Source organism: Bradyrhizobium sp. USDA 326 (assembly GCF_049739485.1).
Classification (GTDB): domain Bacteria; phylum Pseudomonadota; class Alphaproteobacteria; order Rhizobiales; family Xanthobacteraceae; genus Bradyrhizobium.
Window position 1 is genome coordinate 89265 of the sequence record NZ_JBMGQA010000001.1, and the last position, 19701, is coordinate 108965.

Consider the following 19701-nt stretch of genomic DNA (forward strand, 5'->3'; position numbering starts at 1 on the left):
CCTCTCCCGCAAGCGGGAGAGGTGAACGAGCCCGTGTCAGTAGAACCTGTGGAAATGATGGATCGGCCCATGGCCGTGGCCGACGCTGAAACGGTCGGCGGCGGCGATCGCGGCGCTGATCCAGGCCTTGGCATTGCGCACGGCGTTTTCCAGGTTCTCGCCCCTGGCCAGTCCCGCCGCGATCGCCGAGGACAGTGAGCAGCCGGTGCCATGGGTGTTGCGGGTGGCGATGCGCGGCGCCGCGAGCGCGATCCTGCTGTCCGCATCGACCAGATAGTCGATGCTCTCGGCACCCTCGCCGTGCCCGCCCTTGACCAGGACGGCGCCGCAGCCGAGCGCCAGCAGGCGGCGCCCCTGGCTTTCGATCTCGGCCTCGCTTGCCGCGACCGGCTCGTCGAGCAGAGCCGCGGCCTCCGGCAGGTTCGGCGTGATCACGGCGGCCAGCGGTATCAGCCTGGTGCGCAGGGCGTCGACGGCCTCAGAGGCCAGCAGGCGGTCGCCGGAGGTCGCGACCATGACGGGATCGAGCACGACGTGCCGGGGCGACCAGCGCGAGAGCGCGGTCGCGATGGCATCGATGCTGGCGGCCTGGGCCACCATGCCGATCTTCACCGCGCCGATGTCCAGGTCGGAGAACACCGCGTCGATCTGCTCGGCGACGAACCCGGCGGGCACCGCGTGGATGCCGGTGACGCCGCGCGTGTTCTGCGCCGTCAGCGCCGTGATCACGGAGGCGCCGTAGACGCCGAGCGCGGCAAAGGTCTTCAGGTCCGCCTGGATGCCCGCGCCGCCGCTCGAATCGGAGCCGGCGATGGTGAGTGCGACCGGGGTCGTCATGACGATTTTCCGCGTTTTCGAGCCATGTGCCGTCTTAGCAAGCTCGCGCCGAACCCAGCAAGTTCGCTTGCTAAATCCGGCCGGTTTTGGCCTATTAGCCGGAAGAATACGCTTTCGGAGTGCCCGCGATGGTTCCTTTCTTCGTCCAGATCAAATGCAAGCTCGGCCAGTCCTACACGGTGGCCAATGCGCTTGCCGAAGCCGAGATCGCCTCCGAGATCTACTCCACGGCCGGCCAATACGACCTGCTGGTGAAGTTCTACGTCGACAAGGACACCGACATCGGCCACTTCGTGAACGAGAAGGTGCAGGTGCTGCCGGGCATCCAGGACACCCTCACCATCATCACCTTCAAGGCGTTCGGCACTGGTTAGCTTGAGCCGTACTAGCTGCCCTGCTTGCGCTTCGGCGGCGTCGGCCCGTCCACCGGCGGCAGCGATTTGAGGTACTCCGCCATCGCCGCGAGATCCTGATCCGGCAATTGCGAGATGTTCTTGATCACGCGCGTCATCGCGCCGCCGGCGCTGTCGCCATCCGGCAATTCGCCGGTCTTGAGGAAATAGGCGAGATCCTTCGTGCTCCACTCGCCAAGGCGCTTTTGGGTGATGTTCGGAACCCATCCCTCGCCTTCCGGATTGGGCCCGCCGGCAAAGCGCTCGCCGGAAATGATGCCGCCGAGCGCATTGCGCGGGCTATGGCACTCGGCGCAATGGCCGAAGCCGTTGACGAGATAGGCGCCGCGATTCCATTGCGGCGACTTGCTCGCGTCGGCGACGAAGGGCTTGCCGTCCATGAACAGGAACTTCCAGATCCCGATGTTGCGCCGGATGTCGAAGGGAAAGCCGACGTCGTGGTCACGCACCTTGCCCGCAACGGCCGGCAGCGTCTTCAGATACGCAAAGAGATCGAGCACGTCCTCGCGCCTGGCGTGCTGGTAGGAGGTGTAGGGAAAGGCCGGAAAATAGTGTTGGCCCGACGGCGAGACCCCGTGCATCACCGCGTTGACGAAATCGGCGTCCGTCCATTTGCCGATGCCGTCGTTGGGATCGGGCGAGATATTCGGCGCGTAGAACGTTCCGAACGGCGAGTTGATCGCGACGCCGCCGCCGAGCCTGAGACGATCTGGCTGATTGGGAACGGCATGGCAGGACGCGCAGCCGCCTGCGTCGAACATCACCTGGCCATTGGCGAGATCGGGCGTGCGGGCCGGGATGGCGCTCGCAGCCGCCACCACCGGCGCACTGAGCCACCAGTAAAAGCCGGCAGCGACGACCGCGACGAGCAGCGCCGCGACAATTGTTCGTTGCAACATGCGCACCCATTCACTCGTTGCGGCGAACTTACGACCGATGCCGTCGCGGCTCCAGCCACAAAGAATTTAGCCCGCCCTGGCCGGAGACCGGAATAAACTGAAATGCCGGCTGTTGAAAGTTTGGCAGCCCCTTCGGGTTCAACAGGGAGAATGTCATGAACAAGTCCGTCATTGCCGTGTTCGCGCTCGGTGCCGTTGCCTTTGCAGGGTCCGCCAACGCCGAAAAGCTGAAAGCAACGCTCGACGCCAAGTCCGAGGTGCCGGCGACGACCAGCAGCGCCACCGGAACGGCCGATCTGAACTACGATGCCGCCAGCAAGAAACTGTCTTGGACCGTCACCTATTCCGGGCTCTCCGGGCCTGCCACTGCGGCGCATTTCCACGGGCCTGCCGAGGCAGGCAAGAACGCAGGCGTTGCTGTCCCGATCCCGAACGCGGCCTCGAGCCCGGTCAAGGGCGAAGCGACCCTGACCGACGCGCAGGCCGCCGATTTGCTCGGCGGCAAGTACTACATTAACATCCACACGGCAGCCAATCCGGGCGGCGAGATCCGGGGACAGGTGACGAAGTAAGCCTCGAGGCTGCTTCGTCGGCGAAGGCCGGGCGCTGGAGGGGGCGTCCGGCCTTTTCGATTCCGGCGGACGTCAAGCCGCGTTCAGCGCCTGCGCGAGGTCGGCAATCAGGTCCGACGGGTTCTCGATGCCGATCGACAGCCGGATCGTGGAATCGAGGACGCCGATCTTGCGGCGGATGTCGGCCGGGACGCCGGAATGGGTCATGGTTGCAGGCAGGCTCGCAAGCGATTCCGTTCCGCCAAGGCTCACCGCCAGCTTGAGGATCTGCAACGCGTTGAGGAACCTGACCGCCGCCTCCTTGCCGCCTGCGATGTCGAAGGAAAAGGTGGATCCGGCACCGAGACACTGCCTCGCGAACGCGCGCCCGGCCGGCGAGTCCTCCTCATGATGACCGAGGTAATGGACCTTGGCGACCTTCGGATGATCGCGCAGGAAATCCGCCACAATGCGCGCATTGTCGTTGGCCTTCTCCATCCGCAGGCTCAGCGTCTCCAGCGAGCGGTTGATCATCCAGCAGGAATGCGGATCGAGCTGGGTCCCGATGGCGCCGCGCAAGGCCTTGATGCCTTTCATGATCGCCTTCGAGCCGAGCGCGGCACCCGCGATCAGGTCGGAATGACCGCCGACATATTTGGTCAGCGAATACAGCGAGAGGTCCGCACCATGCTCGATCGGCCGCTGAAACACCGGTCCGAGCAGCGTGTTGTCGCAGGCGATGACCGGTGTGTGTCCCTGCGCCTTTCCGATCGCATCGGCAACGCGGCGGATCATCGCGATGTCGACGAGGCCGTTGGTCGGATTGGCCGGCGTCTCGATCAGGATCATCGATACCCGACCCTTGCCAATGGCCTCCTCCGCGGCCTGCTTGACCGCCGTCTCGTCGATGCCGTCGGCAAAGCCGACGGCGCCGATCGACAGGCGCGCAAGCGTGTTCGTCAGCAGGGTTTCCGTCCCGCCATAGAGCGGCTGCGAGTGCAGGATGACGTCACCGGGGCGAACGAAGGCCAGGATGGTGGTTGAGATGGCCGCCATGCCGGATGAGAATAGCGCACAACTCTCCGTGCGCTCGTAGATCGCGAGCCTGTCCTCGACGATTTCGCTGTTGGGATGATTGAAGCGCGAATAGACGAGGCCTGCGCCCATGCCTTCCGGCGGCTCGCGCCGGCCGGCGACGTAGTCGAAGAAGTCCTGCCCGTCCTCGGCGGTCTTGAACACGAAGGTGGAAGTCAGGAACACCGGCGGCTTGATGGCGCCTTCGGACAGTTGCGGATCATAGCCATAGGTCAGCATCAAGGTTTCCGGATGCAGCATATGGTTGCCGATATGGGTCTTCGACGGGAACGGTTTTGCCATGACCTGTCTCGCTGTTGATTCAATTCCGCGCCGGGCGTTGGAACCTCCGGATGCCGTGAGACATCGATGCCGCATCGGCATCACCATAGATAACCTCTTTGACAGCGATCCGTCAGGCCATGCGAACGGAATTCGTGGCGGGCTCGTGGCCAGTCGCGATCAGACGCCAAGCGTGCCGATGGAGCGCTGGCAATCCGGAACAGACCTATCGGCGTCGACCGGCTGGCGCGGCGATCGCAGCAACCGTAGGTCGCTTGAGCTCAGCGAGATATGCTTCCACCCCGGGTGTCGTTGCGCTCGTCCGGGCTACGAACTTCGGGCCACGAACCGCGCCGTCACTTCAGCTTCACACGATACGTCTCGTGGCAATCGTTGCAGCGATCGTTGATTGCGGTATAGGCCGCCTTCAGGCTCGCGACATCCTTGATCTTGCCCTTGACGTCGGCGATCGCCTTCTGCACCGGAGGAATCTTGGAGTCGAAATCGGCCTTGTTCTGCCAGATCTTTTGCGAGCTGCCGTAGGTCGCGTTCACCACGTCCTGCTTGGGATTGATCTCGAAGGTCTTGGCGATCTTGGCAACATCGGCCTCGATGCTGGCGATGGCTTCATCGGCAGCTTTCTTGTCGAAGGGGATGTCACCCTTGGTCATCTTCTGGATGACACCATACTGGTTCTTCGCGATCGAGCGCATCAGATTGTCCTGCTGGACGGCAATCTCCTGCTGCGCCATCACGGCACCCACGCCCAGCACAAGGGCGCCCGCGACAATCAGCGTCCGTTTCATTGGCTCGTTTCTCCGGCTCTCGAGACGTTCAAGGAATGAGCTTCACGGGCTTCAGGCGAAGCCGGGACCCATCATGGATAGAACCCCGCGCGGCGCGTTTATTCCCGTCCGCGCGGGGATCTTGGCCTAGAGGCTGTGGCGCCGGTGATGCTCGTTGATTGCGATCCACACCCGCTCCGGCGTTGCAGGCATGTCGATGTGGTCGATCTTGTATTCGCGCCAGAGCGCGTCGACGATGGCGTTGACGATCGCCGGGCAGGAGCCGATCGCGCCGGCCTCGCCCGCCCCCTTCACCCCCATCGGATTGGTCTTGCAGGGGATATTGTTGGTCTCGAACACGAAGGCCGGCCCGTCCGCCGCGCGCGGCAGCGCGTAGTCCATGAAGGTTGCGGTGATGAGCTGGCCGTCGGTGGCGCCATACACCACCTGCTCCATCAGCGCCTGGCCGATGCCCTGCATCGCGCCGCCATGCACCTGTCCGGCCAGAAGCAGCGGATTGAGCGTCTTGCCGAAATCGTCGACGATCACGTAGTTGACGATCTTGATGATGCCGGTGGCCGGATCGATCTCGACCTCCGCGACATGGGTGCCGTTCGGATAGGTGCCGTCGGCGCTGGCAAAGGTCGCGCTGCCGTTCAGCTTCGATGGATCGACGCCGGGCCGCTTGGCGAGATCGGCGAACGAGATCGAGCGGTCGGTGCCGGCGATGCGCACCACGCCCTCGGAGATTTCGAGGTCGCCCGCGCTGGCTTCCAGCGCCTGCGCCGCAATCTCCTTCAGCCTCGAACCGAGCTCGCGCGTGGCACGTTCGACGCTGACGCCGCCCGAGGGAATCGAGGCCGAGCCGCCGGTGCCGAGGCCCGTTGCGATCTCGTCGGTGTCGCCCTGGTGGATGTGGACGCGCTCGGGCGCAACGCCGAACTGCTCGGCAACGATCTGCGCATAGGCGGTCTGGTGCCCCTGCCCGCTCGATTGCGTGCCGATCAGGACGGTGACGTCACCATTGGGATCGAGCCGCACATTGGCGGTCTCCTCACCCATGGTGCCGCATACCTCGACATAGCTCGCAAGGCCGATGCCGCGGATCAGGCCATGCTTCTTGGCGAGCTTCGCGCGCTTGGGAAACTCCTTCCACTCGGCGATCTCCATCGCGCGCTTCAGATGCGCGGCGAAGTCGCCGGAATCGTAGACCTTGCCGGTGGCGGTCTTGTACGGCAGCGCCTTCGGCTGGATGAAGTTCTTGCGGCGGATCGCGTCCGGCGTCATGTCGAGCTTTCGCGCGCAGGCATCGACCAGACGCTCGATGACATAGGCCGCCTCGGGCCGCCCGGCACCGCGATAGGCGTCGACCGGAACGCTGTTGGTGAAGATGGTGCGCACCCGGCAGTGGAACGCCTGGATGTCATAGAGGCCCGGCAGCATGCCGGCGCCGCCATGCGGGATGTAGGGCCCGAAGGTGGACAGGTACGCGCCCATGTCGCCCATCAGGTCGCAATCCATGGCCAGGAACTTGCCGTCCTCGGCCAGCGCCATCTTTGCGGTGGTGACGTTGTCGCGGCCCTGCGCATCGCCCATGAAATGCTCGGTGCGGTCGGCCGCCCATTTCACGGCTTTCTTCAGTTTCTTGGCCGCGACCGCCATCAAGGCGTATTCGCGGTACGGGAACAACTTCGTGCCGAAGCCGCCGCCGACATCGGGACAAATCACCCGCATCTTTTCGGTCGGGATCTTGAGCACGTTCTGGCACAGGATGTCGCGGAGCCGGTGGCTGCCCTGGCTGCCGATGGTGAGCGTCAGATGGTCGCGCTTGGCGTCGTATTCGCAGACGGCCGCGCGCGTCTCCATGAAGCTAGCGACCACGCGCGGATTGACGATCGAGATTTCGGCCACCGCATGCGCCTTGGCGAAGGCGGCTTCCGTCGCCGCCTTGTCTCCGATCGAGACGTCGAACAGCACGTTGCCGGGCTTGTCGGGCCAGACCTGCGGCGCGCCTTTCTTCACGGCGTTGACGACGCCGGTCACCGCCGGCAGCGGGCTCCATTTGACATCGATCGCCTCGATGGCGTCGCGGGCCTGGTCGATGGTCTCGGCGACCACGAAGGCGACGGCATCGCCGACATGGCGCACTTCGTCCTTGGCCAGGATCGGGTAAGGCGGGCCGGTGAACGGATCGGTCTCGAGGTTGAACAGGCAGGGCAGATTGCCGAGATCCGCAACGTCCTCGGCGGTCAGGATCAGCGCGACGCCGGGCAAGCCGCGGGCGCGGCTCACGTCGATCGTGTATTTGGCATGCGCGTGCGGCGAACGCAGCATCAAGCACCGAAGCGCAGCCTGCGGCGCGTAATCGTCGGTATAGCGGCCCTTGCCGCGTATGAGCGCGTCATCCTCCTTGCGCAGCACGCTTTGGCCAACGCCGAACTTGATGGGAGCCGCCATTTTATTTTCCCGTTCTCATGGTTGTTTTGCCAGCATATTGCCGTGGAAAAACTGGCAAGGCAAATGGGCATTAGGCTCGCGCGGCGAGCAGGGAATCACCCGGGGCTGGCCTGCGAGCCGGGGTAATCGCATCCAATCTCCGTCTGGCCGTCCTTCGAGACGCCGCCGCTGAGCGCGGCCCGGCGACAGGCTCAACGGTCATCTCGAAGCAAAGGCGTCACATCCCACCGCGGCCCCACAGAGTCCTCGCGTTGTCTCTCACCCTGTCGATGGCACGCTCAGGTGCGATTGCGTCGATCTCGCCGCGCGTCAGGCCGATGTCCATCAGCTCCCTGTCGCTGAGGTCATGCAAGGTGACCCGTACGCGGGACCGCCGCGCCTGAAATGCAAGCCAGTATCGCTTGAGCAGGCTCAAGACGATGGAGAGGTCGAGGCCGTGACTTGCGGCATCGACCTCAAGTTCGGGTGAGATGTGCGTCAATTGCGGTGGCATCGGATGCTCCTGCTGTTGAGCCGGCAGGGAGCGTGGCCAAAGAAAAGGCCCCGTCCGATGCCGGCGGGGCCCTTGTGAAAAGATGTCGTCGTCGAAATCCTAGCGCACGACTCCTTCCACGGCCCAGCCGAAGCGGGTCATGTGGTTGAGGTTGAAGGTGCGCGACGATTTGATCATGCAACGCGATTACCACGGCAAGCGGGTTTAATCAAGAGATGTACCGATGATGGTTGCAGCCTGGAAGCGAACGCCGCGCTCGCCTAGCCGCGCACCAGTGAGATCAGCCAGCTGCGGCCGAACAGGATGAGGATCGCGAGCGCGTAGACGATGGTGCCACCGGCCGCGAGCAGGACCAGCATCAACTCATCGTGGAAATGCATCGAGGCAAGAAATGGAGCGCCGAAGCGCGCGATCAGCCAGAAGGCAGCGGCGAGGATCAGTCCGGTGACGAGGAATTTGACGAGCGACATCAGCCAGGCGCGGTCCGGCACGAGGAAGCCCCGCCGCACGGCGAAGAACAGCACGAGGAGCAGATTGGTCCAGACGCCGATGGCGGTCGCCAGTGCAAGCCCGATCTGGGCGAGCGAGCCCATCAGGGCGACCTTCAGTGCGACGTTGACGGCCATGCCGGTCAGCGCCGCCCGCACCGGCGTCGCGGTATCCTTGCGGGCATAGAAGGTCGCAACCGCGCTGCGGATCAGCACGAAAGGAATCAGGCCAATGGCATAGGCCGCGAGCGTGCCGCCGGCGGCGACGGCATCGGCTTTCGAGAACGCGCCGCGGGCGAACAGCGCACGCATGATCTCGTCGGGCACAGTGAGGAAGGCCGCCACGAACGGGATCGAGAACAGCAGCGTGAAGTCGAAGGCGCGGCGCTGCGCCTTCAACGCGCCGTCATGGTCGTTGGCCGTGATGCGCCGCGACATCTCCGGCAGCAGCACGGTGCCGATGGCGATGCCGATGACGCCGATCGGCAGCTGGTTGAGTCGGTCGGCATAATAGAGCGCCGACAGCGCGCCAGCGGGCAGGAACGTCGCGATGATGGTGTCGGCGAACAGCGCGACCTGCGTGCCCATCGAGCCCAGCGTGGCGGGTCCGAGCGCCTTGAAGAAGCTGCGGACGTCTTCGTCGAGCTTGAGCGGCGCAAAGCGCGGCAAGCCGCCATGGCGGGCGAGATCGCCGGCAAGCAGGAAATATTGCAGGAAGCCCGAGATCAGCACGCCCCAGGCCGCGGCGTGGCCCGCGGTCGGGAACCAGGCGGCGAGCGCCAGCGTCATCATCATCGCGACGTTGAGAAAGATCGACGCCGCCGCCGCGCTGGCGAAGCGCTGCATCACGTTGAGCATGCCGCCATAGAGCGTCACCAGCGTGATCAGCAGGAGGTAGGGAAAGGTGATCCGGGTCAGCTCGATCGCGAGCTTGCGCTGCTCGGCGTCCTCACTGAAGCCCGGTGCGAGAATGCTCATGGCCTGCGGCATGAACAGCCAGGCGACGATCAGCAGCACCACCTGCGAGGCCAGCAGCAGCGTGAAGATGCGGTCGGCGAACAGGTGAGCTGCCGCCTCGCCCTTCTCGCCATGGACATGGGCATAGGCGGGCACCCAGGCCGCGTTGAAAGCGCCCTCGGCGAAGATCGCACGGAAATGATTGGGCAGCCGCAGCGCCACGAAAAAGGCATCGGCGACAGGGCCGGCGCCAAGGATCGCCGCGAGCATGATGTCGCGGGCAAATCCCGTGACCCGCGAGAGCAGCGTGTATCCGCCAACCGTGAAGATGCGTCCGAGCATGCGTCTGTTCTAGAGCATGTAAGGAATAGGTCTAGGTGCAAACCACGGCGCAGGTGCGCTCCCTCCCCCGCTTCGGGGGAGGGCTAGGGAGAGGGTTGTCTCAACAACGAAGACTCTCCCAGAGGAGAGAACCCTCACCCGGCGCTTCGCGCCACCCTCTCCCGCAAGCGGGAGAGGGGAAGAAAGCAAGATCAGCCCGCGAGCGCGCCGCGGACGGCGGCAATGATTCGCTCCTGGTCGGCTTCGGTCACATAGGCGTGCATCGGCAGGCTGATGACGTCCTGCGACAGGCTCTCGCAACCCGGCAGCCCGCCTTCCGCGACCGGATAGTGCTTGTAGGCGGTCTGCTGATGCATCGACTTGCCGTAGTAGATCGCGGTCGGCACGCCCTGCGCCTTCAGCGCGGCGGCAAAGCCGTCGCGGTCGGTCCCCTCGGGCAAACGGATGGTGTACTGCGCCCAGACCGAGGTATTGCCGGGGCTGAGGCGCGGCACGGTGACCACATTGGACAGACCGCGCTCATAGCGCGCCGCGACCTTGTTGCGGGCGGCGATCTCGTCGTCGAAAATCTTCAGCTTCTCGATCAGGATCGCGGCCTGCATGGTGTCGATCCGGCCGGTCAGGCCGAGACGGACATTGTCGTATTTGTCCATGCCCTGCCCGTGCACGCGGATGCTGCGCAGCGTGGCGGCGAGCTCGTCGTCATCGGTGAAGATCGCCCCGCCGTCGCCGAAGCAGCCGAGCGGTTTTGCCGGGAAGAAGCTGGTCGCCGTCGCATGCGCGAGCGTGCCGAGCTTGCGGCCCTTGTAGCTCGCGCCAAATGCTTGCGCGGCGTCGTCGAGAACGAACAGGCCCTCGGCCTTGGCGATCTCGGCGATGGAATCGTGATCGGCCGGCTGGCCGAACAGGTCGACCGGAATCACCGCGACGGGCTTCAGGCCGGCCTTGCGGGCGGTCGCGATGCCGCGCTTCAGCGACTCCGGGCTCATGTTGAAGGTCGCCTCGTCCACGTCGACATAAACCGGCGTCGCGCCGGTCCGCGCCACCGGCGAGGCGGTCGCGATGAAGGTGAAGGACGGACACAGCACGGCATCGCCGGGCCCGACATTCTTCGCCATCATCACCATCAGGATCGCGTCGGTGCCGCTGGCGCAGCCGATCACGTGCTTGGCGCCGCAATAGGCCGCGAGCTGCTTCTCGAGCTCGAAGACCTCGGGTCCGTTGACGAACTGGCAATGATCGAGCACGCGCTTGACGGCCGCATCGAGCGAGGCCCCGAGCCGGCGCCGCTGCGCGCCGACGTCGATGAAGGGAATGGGGTCGGAACGCAGATGCTGGTTCATGGTCTGGTTCTTGGCGCCTTGCACTTTTGAAATCGTCGACATGGAGAGGGATCAGACGGCGACGCGACGCGGAGCCTTCCGGACGGGCGCGGTGGCCGCAGGCCGCGACGGTGTCTCCAGGCATTGCGTGGCGATCTCGAGGCTGGCGACGCCCTCGTCGCCGGTCACCGCCGGCGTCTCGCCGTTGCGCACGGCCTTCAGGAACGCGATCAGCTCGGCGCGCAGCGGCTCGTCGTGGCCGACAGGCAGATGCCGCATCGAGTAGCTGCCGTCCGGCTTGAAGCCGAAGCATTCGGTGACCTGGCGCGTGAGCAGATCGCCCATCACGTATTTGCCGCGGGTGGCGACCGTGACGCTGCGTGCCTTGAACGGCGTCAGCCAGTTGGTGTTGATGTGGGCGAGCACGCCGCTCTCGGTGCGGAACTGCAACAGCGCGATGTCCTCGCGCTCGGCGACGGCGCTCGACAATTGCGGCTGCACCTCGACGATGTCGGATTCGGTGAACCAGCGGATCAGATCGATGTCGTGCACGGCGAGGTCGATGACGACGCCGACATTGGACATGCGCGGCGGGAACGGGCCGACGCGCGTGATGGCGATGGAGAGAATGTCCTCGCCCGCGATGGCCTGCTTGACCGCGGCGACCGCCGGATTGAAGCGCTCGACATGGCCGACCATGAGCGTCACGCCGGCCTTCTGCGCCGCGGCGACGATCTCGCGGCCCTCTTCCACGGTGGAGGCGATCGGCTTCTCGACCAGCACGTGGATGTTCTTGGCGATGCAGGCGAGCGCGACCTCGTGATGCAGATGGGTGGGAGCCGCGATGGTCACGGCATCGACGCCTTCGGCGAAGAGCTGGTCGAGCGTCTCGAAGCTTTCGCAATCGGTCAGTTCCGTTGCCCGCGCACGATGCGCCGGCGAGGGATCGACGACGCCGACGAGGCTGACGCCGGGAAGTCCCGCAAGCACGCGCGCGTGGTTGCTGCCCATCACGCCGGCACCAATGACGCCGACGCGCAAGCCGGCCCTCGCCGGTGCAGATCCTTTGGAACTCATCTGAGCAAACCCCGATTCAACCCAAATCCCCGGCGCCTCTCCTAGCACGGCCGCCACATTTGTGGCGAATACGGAGCTGGCAGCCCGGACACGATTTGATTCAAAAAGTTACACGTTCCCCGGGCCTTAAGCCGCAAAAGATACCGCCTTCGCGGCCCGGGTCGCGTGATTCGGAGCTTGCTGGTTACGACCTTTGATAGTCGTCTTCAATCCGGATGATGTCGTCTTCCCCGAGATAAGAGCCGGTCTGCACCTCGATCAGCTCCAGCTGGATCTTGCCGGGGTTCTCCATCCGGTGGACGGCGCCCATCGGGATGTAGATCGATTCGTTCTCGTGCACCGTTTTCACGGCCTCGTTGACGGTGACCTGGGCCGTGCCCCGCACCACGATCCAGTGCTCGGCACGATGGTGGTGTTTCTGCAGCGACAGGCGCCCGCCCGGCTTCACCACGATGCGCTTGACCTGGTGGCGCTCGCCATTGTCGACGGACTGATAGCTGCCCCAGGGCCGGTGCACCTTGAGATGCTCCTCGGTGACCTTGGGTGCGACCGCCTTCAGCTTGGTCACCAGGCGCTTCAGGCCGTTGGCATCCTTCTGGCGCGAGACCAGGATCGCGTCCGCAGTGGCGACCACGACGAGATCGTCGACGCCTTCGAGCGCGACCAGCGCGGAATCGGTGGTGACGTTGCAGTTGCGGGAGTCCTCGAACACGGCAGCACCATGCGCCGCATTGCCTTGCGCATCCTTCTCCGACAACTCCCACACCGCGAGCCAGGAGCCGACGTCGGACCAGCCGCACGACACCGGCACAACGGCGGCGCGCGCGGTCTTCTCCATCACCGCATAGTCGATCGAGATCGCCTTCGCCGCGCCGAACGCCTCGGGCTCCAGCGTGACGAAGCCGAGATCGCGGCCGGCATTGGTGACGGCATTGGTGACGGCCTCGACGCTTGCCGCATCGACCTTGCGATATTCGTCGAGCAGCACAGCGGCCGGGAACATGAAGTTGCCGCTGTTCCAGAGATAGCCCGAATTGACGTAGTCGGATGCCTTCACCGCGTCCGGCTTCTCGACGAAGCGGGCGACCGCATGCACTTCGCCGGAGATCACCTCACCCGGATTGATGTAGCCGTATTCGGTCGCCGGCCGCTCCGGCTTGACGCCGAAGGTGACGATGCGCCCGGCGTTCGCGGCGGTGAGACCCTCGCGGCAGGCGGCGACGAAGGCGGCGTTGTCCTGCACCACGTGGTCGGCGGCGAGCGCGAGCACGATCGCTTCACTGTCGCGGTTCTGCGCGAACACCGCGCCCGCCGCGATCGCGGGGCCGGAATCGCGCCGCATCGGCTCGAGTATCACGTCGGCCTCGATGCCGATCTCGGCGAGCTGCTCCAGCACCATGAAGCGATAGGACGCATTGGTGATGACGATCGGACGATCGAACAGCGAGGGATCCGACACGCGCAGCAGCGTGTCCTGGAAGGTCGAGCGCGTGCCGAACAGCGGCAGGAATTGCTTGGGGCGAACCTCGCGCGAAGCGGGCCACAGCCGCGTGCCGGCACCGCCGCACATGATCAGGGGGATTATGCGTTTGTCCATCGTGATTTCAAACCTTGAAGTAGTCCCGATACCAGGTGACGAAATTATGGACCCCATGCTCGATCGGCGTTGACGGTGCAAAGCCGGTGTCGCGCATCAAATCCTCGACATCCGCGAACGTTTCCCGCACATCTCCCGGCTGCATCGGCAGCAATTCTTTGATCGCCGTCCGGCCCAGTTCCCGCTCCAGAAGACCGACGACGTGCATCAGTTCCTCGGGATGGTGATTGCCGACATTGTAGAGCTTAAACGGCGCATTTGCGGCAGCCGGATCGTCCGCAGGCACAAGATCGATCAGCTTGGATACGACACGGGTCACATCATCGATATAGGTGAAGTCGCGGCGCATCTTGCCGTGGTTGAAGAGCCGGATCGGCTTGCCCGCCATGATGGCGTTCGCGAACAGAAACATGGCCATGTCGGGCCGGCCCCACGGGCCGTAAATGGTGAAGAAGCGCAGCCCCGTGACCGGCAGACGATAGAGATGGCTGTAGGACTGCGCCATCACCTCGTTCGCCTTCTTGGTCGCCGCATAGAAGCTCACGGGATGATCGGTGCGGTCCGCAACCGCAAATGGCAATTTTGTGTTGGCGCCGTAAACGGACGATGACGAGGCGTAGACGAGATGACGACAGCGATTGTTGCGACAGCCCTCCAGCACGTTGACAAAGCCCTGGAGATTGGAATCGGCATAGGCGTGCGGCTGCTCGATCGAGTAGCGCACGCCGGCCTGCGCCGCGAGATGCACGACTTTGGCAAAACGATGTTGCGCAAACAGCGCCGCCATCGCCTCGCGGTCGGCGAGGTCGGCCTCGACGAAGGAGAAGCCGGAGCATTCCCTGAGCAGCGCCAGGCGCGCTTTCTTCAGCGCCGGATCGTAATAGCTGTTGAGATTGTCGAGCCCGACGACGGGACGGCCTTCGCCCAGGAGCTGCCTGGCGACGTGAAAGCCGATGAAGCCGGCTGCACCCGTGACCAAAATCGCCTGATCCGTCATCCTGTTCCCCGGGGTCCCTGGCCCCGTCCTGTTTAGCCGCCAGCTCGTTCGGATCGCAATAGGCCCGCCGCTGTCCGGACAAGGGCCCAACGACGGCTATTGCAAGATCGGCGCCAAGACCATACCAAAGCGGCCGAATTCGGCGCCTCGCGTCGGGTTGCCTCAAATCTTCGCAAACCCTGTTCATGCGGACGAGATGCGCCGAATCCTGTTGTCGACGGCCAAGGTCATGATTTCCGCGGCGCTGCTCTATCTGGCGCTGCGCAAGGTCGACCTGTCCGAATTGTTTTCGCGCTTCACCGCGACCAGCCTGTTCTGGATCGGCGTCGCGATCGCGGTCGCGTTCCTGCAGATCTTCGTCGGCGTGCTGCGCTGGCGCGAGATCAGCGCCGTCTGCGGCGCGCCGCTCGAGCTCAGCCGCGCCATGCGCTACAACGTGATCGGCTCGTTCTTCAACCAGACGCTGCCGTCGGCGATCGGCGGCGATGCGGTCCGGCTGTGGCTGGTCGCGCGAGCCGGAGCCGGCTGGCGTGCGGCGACCTACTCGATCTTCGTCGACCGCGCGATCGGCCTGATCGCGCTCGCGATCGTGATCGTTGCCAGCCTGCCCTGGAGCTACACCCTGATCACCGATCCGCACGGGCGCTCGGCGCTGTTGCTCATCGATCTCCTGGCGCTCGCCGGCGGCCTCGGCTTTCTGATTTTCGGCATGCTGAAATGGCCCTGGCTGAAGACCTGGTGGGCCACGCATCACATTCACGCCTGCGCCGTGCTCGCCAATCGCGTGATCTTCAGCCGCGCCCGCGGGCCGATCGTCGCAATCCTGTCGGTCCTCGTTCACGTGCTGGCCGTCGTCATCGCCTGGTGCGTCGTGCAGTCGATCGCGGCCCCGGTTCGCTTCAGCGATGTCTTTCTGCTGGTGCCGCCGGTGATGCTGATCACGATGATGCCGATCTCGATCGCCGGCTGGGGCGTGCGTGAAGCCACGATGAGCCTTGCGTTCGGCTTCGCGGGACTTGCCGCCAACGAGGGCGTCAACGTCTCGCTGCTGTTCGGCGCCGTGTACTTCATCGTCGGCGCAGTCGGCGGCCTGGTCTGGATCCTCAGCGCGGAGAAGGCCGCGCAAGGGTCGGCCCCGATTGGAGTGCCGGAGTGAGCTCGGCCGCCGATTCGCTCGCCGTCGCGCCCTTGCTGCTTGCCGTTGCGATCGCCGCACTGATCTCGGCGCTCGTCACCTGGACCAGCCGTCCCCTGCTCCAGCGCTATGCACTGGCTCGACCGAACGCGCGGTCCTCACATCGCATCCCGACCCCGCAGGGCGCGGGCATCGCGGTGATCGCCGCGACTCTGATCGTCGCCTCGCTCTGGGCCGTCTGGGCGAACGTCGCCATCCCGCCGGCACTGATCGGCGCGACGGTGCTGATCGCGCTGGTCGGGTTTGCCGACGACATAAAGTCGCTGCCGGTGATCGTGCGGCTGGCGCTGCAGGCAGCCTGCGTCGGCGCCGTGGTGTTCACCGCGCCCGAGACCGCGCGGATCGTGCCGGCGCTGCCGCTTCCGCTCGAGCGCGGCCTCATCGTCCTTGCAGGAGTCTGGTTCGTGAACCTCGTCAACTTCATGGACGGGCTCGACCTGATGATGGTGGCGGAAGTCGTGCCGGTCACCGCTGCGCTGCTGCTGCTGGGAATCCTCGGGGATCTCTCGTGGCCGGCGGCGCTGATCGCCACCGCGCTGTGCGGCGCCATGCTCGGCTTTGCGCCGTTCAACCGTCCGGTCGCAAAAGTCTTCCTGGGCGATGTCGGCAGCCTGCCGATCGGCCTCCTGCTCGGCTGGTGCCTGCTGGAGCTCGCCTTTCGGGGACAGACGGCCGCGGCGCTGCTGTTGCCCGCCTACTATCTCGCGGATTCCACCATCACGCTGTTCCGGCGCATCATCAGGCGCGAACCGTTCTGGTCGGCACACCGCACGCACTTCTATCAGCGCGCAACCGACAACGGGTTCACGGTCAAGCAGGTGGTCGGCGAGGCATTCGCGCTCAATCTCGTGCTGGCATTGCTCGCCATCGCCACCGTTCGCGCCGGTTCGATGGCGACCACGATCCTCGCCTTGTTCGCCGGCGCGGGCGGGGTCGCACTCGTGCTGCGGCGTTTCTCCCGCGCTCAGGCGTCCTGAGTAGACAGCGCGAGCCGCAACCCCTCGTCCAGAGAGACCGGCGGCTGCCAGCCGGTGGCGAGCGCCTTGGAGATGTCGAGCTCGAGCGAGCCGATCAGGCCGTCATGAACATCCTGCCGGCCCATCACGCGGAGCACCGCGCTGAGCAGCTTTGGCGGTATGGCGAACAGCCGGGCGCGCTTGCCGGAGGCTCGCGCCAGGCGTTCGATGAATTCAGGCGTCGAGATCCGCTCCCGGTCGGCCAGCAGGAAGATCTCGAAATTGCTCCCCGGTTCGGAATGGCCGAGCCGGTGCAGGATGAACGACGACAGGTTCTGCACGGAGAGAAAGTTGCGGCGATTGTTGATCGCCGCGAGGGGCAGCGGCAGTCCCAGCCTCACCGCGCGCGTCAGCAGCGCGAAGTTGCCCTTGGCGCCCCTGCCATAGATCAGAGGCGGCCTGATCACCGAGATTTTCATGTCGCTGTCGCGCGCCAGCGTCCGCAAGCCCGCCTCGGCCTCCGCCTTGGAGGTGCCGTAGAGACCACGCGGCGTCGGAACATCGTTCTCGCGGAACGGCGCACGGCCTTCATTGGTGCGGCCGTGAACGAGAACGGTGCTGATGAAGATGAACTGGCGTACGCCGGCCGTCGCCGCACAGCGCGCCAAATGAAGTGTGCCCTCGACATTGACGTCGCGATAGAGCTGGACCGCGTGTTCCTCGTTCTTGTAGTGCACGCGCGCGGCGAGATGGACGACGGCGTCGACGCCTTCAAGCGCGGCCTGCCAGTCGGTCTCGGGGCCGATCGATCCGATCAGAACCTCGCCGTCGGTCCCATCCGCGCTGCGCACCGCGCGGCGGACCGACCACCCCGCCCGCGTCAGCGCAGGCACGATATGGCGGCCAAGGAAGCCGCTCGCCCCCGTCACCAGCGCGACCGGCTTTGTCTCGCTCATCGTTGCTCCGCCAGAGCCGCGTTGCGCGACAATCCGCCGACCGGAGCGGCACAGGCGGCGACGATCTTGTCTCGGGGCTGCATGGTCAGGCCGCGGTCGACCCGAATTCGGGCACCGCATCCTTCAGGATCGTCCTGATGGTGGCGCGATCGTCGCGGGCGATCGCCTGCTCCAGCGCAGCAATCCATTTGCGCAGCGTCTGCATCGGCGGCTCTTTCGGCTGCGCGGCCATGATGCCGGCAACGCCGATCTCGCGGGTCGGCTCCTCGGAGGCGAACAGGATCTCGTGCAGCCGCTCGCCCGGCCGCATGCCGGTGAACACGATCTCGATGTCGTAGCCCGGCTGCAGTCCGGAAAGACGGATCATGCGCTCGGCGAGATCGACGATCTTGACCGGCCGGCCCATGTTGAGCACGTAGACCGAGACGTCGGGACGCTGCGTTCCGAGCGCATGCGTGGCCGCGGTGATGACGAGATCGCAGGCCTCGCGGATGGTCATGAAGTAGCGGACCATGTCGGGATGCGTCACCGTCACCGGGCCGCCAGCCTCGATCTGGGCCTTGAACTTCGGCACCACCGAACCGTTCGAGGCCAGCACGTTGCCGAACCGGACCGAGATCAGCCGCATCGGCGGCTTGGCGCCGCCGCTGCCTGCGGCCAGCTCGTGATCGAGCGCCTGGCAGTACATCTCCGCAAAACGCTTGGTCAGGCCGAGCATCGACACCGGCTCGATCGCCTTGTCGGTCGAGATCATCACCATCGCCCCGGCGCCGGCCGCCACGGCGGCATCCGCAACGTTGATCGAGCCGAAGATGTTGGTCTTGACGCCTTCGCTCCAGTCGCGTTCGAGGATCGGAACGTGCTTGAGCGCCGCGGCGTGGAACACGATGTCCGGCTTGAACTCCGCCATCAGGCGCATGATCCGCTCGCGGTCGCGAATGTCGGCGATCCGCCCTTCGATCGCGGCTGCCGCCCCCCGCGCGGCGAGCGCTTCCGTGATCGCGTAGAGCGCCGGCTCGGAGTTCTCCACGATCAGGAGCCGCGCGGCGCCGAAGGCGACGACACGCTCGCAGATCTCTGAGCCGATCGAGCCGCCGCCGCCGGTGACGATCACGGCCTTGCCGTTGATCAGCGCCTCCAGGCGCCCATAGTCGATCGTCTCGCTAGGCCGCAGCAGGAGGTCCTCGACCGCGACCGCGGTGAGCCGCGGCGTGTCGCCGCTCTCCAGCGAGGGCATGCGGTTGACGATCACCCCCAGCTTGCGTGCCCGCATCAGGATCGATTCCGGGTGCGCTTCCGGCTCGAATGCCGACGGCGTCATGATGAGGCGCGCGATCGCCTTGTTGCGCTTGGCGAAGTCCGCGATGACGTCCTCGACGTCGTCGATGCCGCCCAGCACCGGCAGGTTGCGGATGATCTGGCCGCGATCCGCCATCGAGGGCGACAATACGCCAACAGGCCAGATGTGCTTGATGGCCCCGCTCTCGATGCCGCGCAGCAGCACCTCCGCATCGGCAGCGCGGCCGATCAGCAGCGTCGGGGCGGCATCGCTGCCCTTCGCGTGACGCCGTACCCGCGTATAGCGAAAGTAGCGATAGGCCATGCGCAGCGCGCTGAGGAAGGTGATCTCCAGGAACCAGTAGAGAACGATCGTCACCTTGCCGAGGAAAAAGGCGCCGCGGACGTTGGGGGCGACGAAGATGTAGTCGAGCACGAGGAGGGCGACGGTGAGCACGGTCGCCGCGCGGATGATGTTCAGCGCATCCGGCAGCGAGATGAAGCGCCACTTCGTCGTGGTCAGGTTCAGGGCGAAGAACACGACCACGCTGAAGACAAGAAAATAGGGCAGGATCTGGAACAGCAGCGGCAAGCGCTCGAAGAAGTCGTCGCTACCCTCGAATCGCAGATAGAAGGCGGCAAAAAGCGCGGCCGTGGTCGCCAGCAGGTCGTGGAGCGCGATCAGGAAATTGCGCGAGGTAAGATGCGAAAGACGCGTCATCCGCCGACCGATGAAAACCCAACT

17 protein-coding genes are annotated in these 19701 nt (G+C 65.2%); 4 read left to right on the forward strand and 13 right to left on the reverse strand.

Annotated elements, in window-relative coordinates; genetic code table 11:
* Positions 1–36: 36 nt before the first annotated feature.
* On the reverse strand, positions 37–837 hold the full coding sequence (gene thiD / locus ABIG06_RS00380; protein ID WP_370140603.1) for a bifunctional hydroxymethylpyrimidine kinase/phosphomethylpyrimidine kinase: 801 nt from the start codon (positions 835–837) through the stop codon (positions 37–39).
* Between the two features lie 128 nt (positions 838–965).
* Between thiD and ABIG06_RS00385 the strand changes: the two genes are divergently transcribed.
* Positions 966–1211 carry an Lrp/AsnC ligand binding domain-containing protein gene (locus tag ABIG06_RS00385; protein WP_018642903.1) on the forward strand — a complete coding sequence of 82 codons (246 nt, stop codon included), beginning with the start codon at positions 966–968 and terminating at the stop codon, positions 1209–1211.
* A gap of 11 nt (positions 1212–1222) precedes the next feature.
* On the opposite strand, the gene ABIG06_RS00390 is transcribed toward ABIG06_RS00385, so the two are convergent.
* On the reverse strand, positions 1223–2149 hold the full coding sequence (locus ABIG06_RS00390; RefSeq protein WP_370140604.1) for a c-type cytochrome: 927 nt from the start codon (positions 2147–2149) through the stop codon (positions 1223–1225).
* Between the two features lie 155 nt (positions 2150–2304).
* Between ABIG06_RS00390 and ABIG06_RS00395 the strand changes: the two genes are divergently transcribed.
* Entirely contained in the window at positions 2305–2721 is a 417-nt protein-coding gene (locus ABIG06_RS00395) for a CHRD domain-containing protein (protein ID WP_124163963.1), read from the forward strand.
* A gap of 72 nt (positions 2722–2793) precedes the next feature.
* Here the strand turns inward: ABIG06_RS00395 and ABIG06_RS00400 are convergent, their stop codons facing one another.
* From ABIG06_RS00400 to ABIG06_RS00440, 9 genes are all read right to left on the reverse strand, one after another.
* A complete protein-coding gene (locus ABIG06_RS00400; RefSeq protein ID WP_370140605.1) occupies positions 2794–4077 on the reverse strand; it encodes a cystathionine gamma-synthase family protein in 1284 nt (427 codons plus the stop codon).
* 335 nt (positions 4078–4412) lie between these two features.
* On the reverse strand, positions 4413–4862 hold the full coding sequence (locus ABIG06_RS00405) for a cytochrome c (protein ID WP_370140606.1): 450 nt from the start codon (positions 4860–4862) through the stop codon (positions 4413–4415).
* Between the two features lie 126 nt (positions 4863–4988).
* Positions 4989–7298 (reverse strand): xanthine dehydrogenase family protein molybdopterin-binding subunit, encoded by a 2310-nt coding sequence (locus tag ABIG06_RS00410; RefSeq protein WP_370140607.1) that lies wholly within the window; start codon positions 7296–7298, stop codon positions 4989–4991.
* A 217-nt stretch (positions 7299–7515) separates the two neighbouring features.
* A complete protein-coding gene (locus ABIG06_RS00415) occupies positions 7516–7791 on the reverse strand; it encodes a DUF1127 domain-containing protein (RefSeq protein ID WP_370140608.1) in 276 nt (91 codons plus the stop codon).
* A gap of 260 nt (positions 7792–8051) precedes the next feature.
* Positions 8052–9578 (reverse strand): murein biosynthesis integral membrane protein MurJ, encoded by a 1527-nt coding sequence (murJ, locus tag ABIG06_RS00420; protein WP_370140609.1) that lies wholly within the window; start codon positions 9576–9578, stop codon positions 8052–8054.
* Positions 9579–9769: 191 nt separating this feature from the next.
* A complete protein-coding gene (locus ABIG06_RS00425; RefSeq protein ID WP_370140988.1) occupies positions 9770–10921 on the reverse strand; it encodes a DegT/DnrJ/EryC1/StrS family aminotransferase in 1152 nt (383 codons plus the stop codon).
* A 51-nt stretch (positions 10922–10972) separates the two neighbouring features.
* Positions 10973–11977, reverse strand: coding sequence for a Gfo/Idh/MocA family protein (locus ABIG06_RS00430; RefSeq protein WP_124163512.1), 1005 nt, complete (start codon positions 11975–11977; stop codon positions 10973–10975).
* A gap of 184 nt (positions 11978–12161) precedes the next feature.
* Positions 12162–13574, reverse strand: a complete 1413-nt coding sequence (locus tag ABIG06_RS00435) for a mannose-1-phosphate guanylyltransferase/mannose-6-phosphate isomerase (RefSeq protein WP_199752345.1) — start codon at positions 13572–13574, stop codon at positions 12162–12164.
* A 7-nt stretch (positions 13575–13581) separates the two neighbouring features.
* Positions 13582–14571, reverse strand: coding sequence for an SDR family NAD(P)-dependent oxidoreductase (locus tag ABIG06_RS00440; protein ID WP_370140610.1), 990 nt, complete (start codon positions 14569–14571; stop codon positions 13582–13584).
* A gap of 196 nt (positions 14572–14767) precedes the next feature.
* Here ABIG06_RS00440 and ABIG06_RS00445 point away from each other — a divergent pair, with 196 nt between their 5' ends.
* Both ABIG06_RS00445 and ABIG06_RS00450 read left to right on the forward strand, forming a co-directional pair.
* Complete coding sequence (locus tag ABIG06_RS00445; RefSeq protein WP_370140611.1) at positions 14768–15727, forward strand: lysylphosphatidylglycerol synthase transmembrane domain-containing protein; 960 nt, start codon at positions 14768–14770, stop codon at positions 15725–15727.
* Entirely contained in the window at positions 15724–16743 is a 1020-nt protein-coding gene (locus tag ABIG06_RS00450) for an MraY family glycosyltransferase (protein ID WP_370140612.1), read from the forward strand. The genes ABIG06_RS00445 and ABIG06_RS00450 overlap by 4 nt, the downstream gene beginning before the upstream one ends.
* Here the strand turns inward: ABIG06_RS00450 and ABIG06_RS00455 are convergent.
* Together ABIG06_RS00455 and ABIG06_RS00460 are read right to left on the reverse strand one after the other, a co-directional pair.
* The gene (locus tag ABIG06_RS00455; protein WP_370140613.1) at positions 16731–17678 is read right to left on the reverse strand and encodes an NAD-dependent epimerase/dehydratase family protein; all 948 of its coding nucleotides are present in this window, start codon (positions 17676–17678) and stop codon (positions 16731–16733) included. The genes ABIG06_RS00450 and ABIG06_RS00455 overlap by 13 nt on opposite strands.
* Positions 17679–17763: 85 nt before the next feature.
* Entirely contained in the window at positions 17764–19677 is a 1914-nt protein-coding gene (locus ABIG06_RS00460; RefSeq protein ID WP_370140614.1) for an SDR family NAD(P)-dependent oxidoreductase, read from the reverse strand.
* Positions 19678–19701 lie beyond the last annotated feature (24 nt).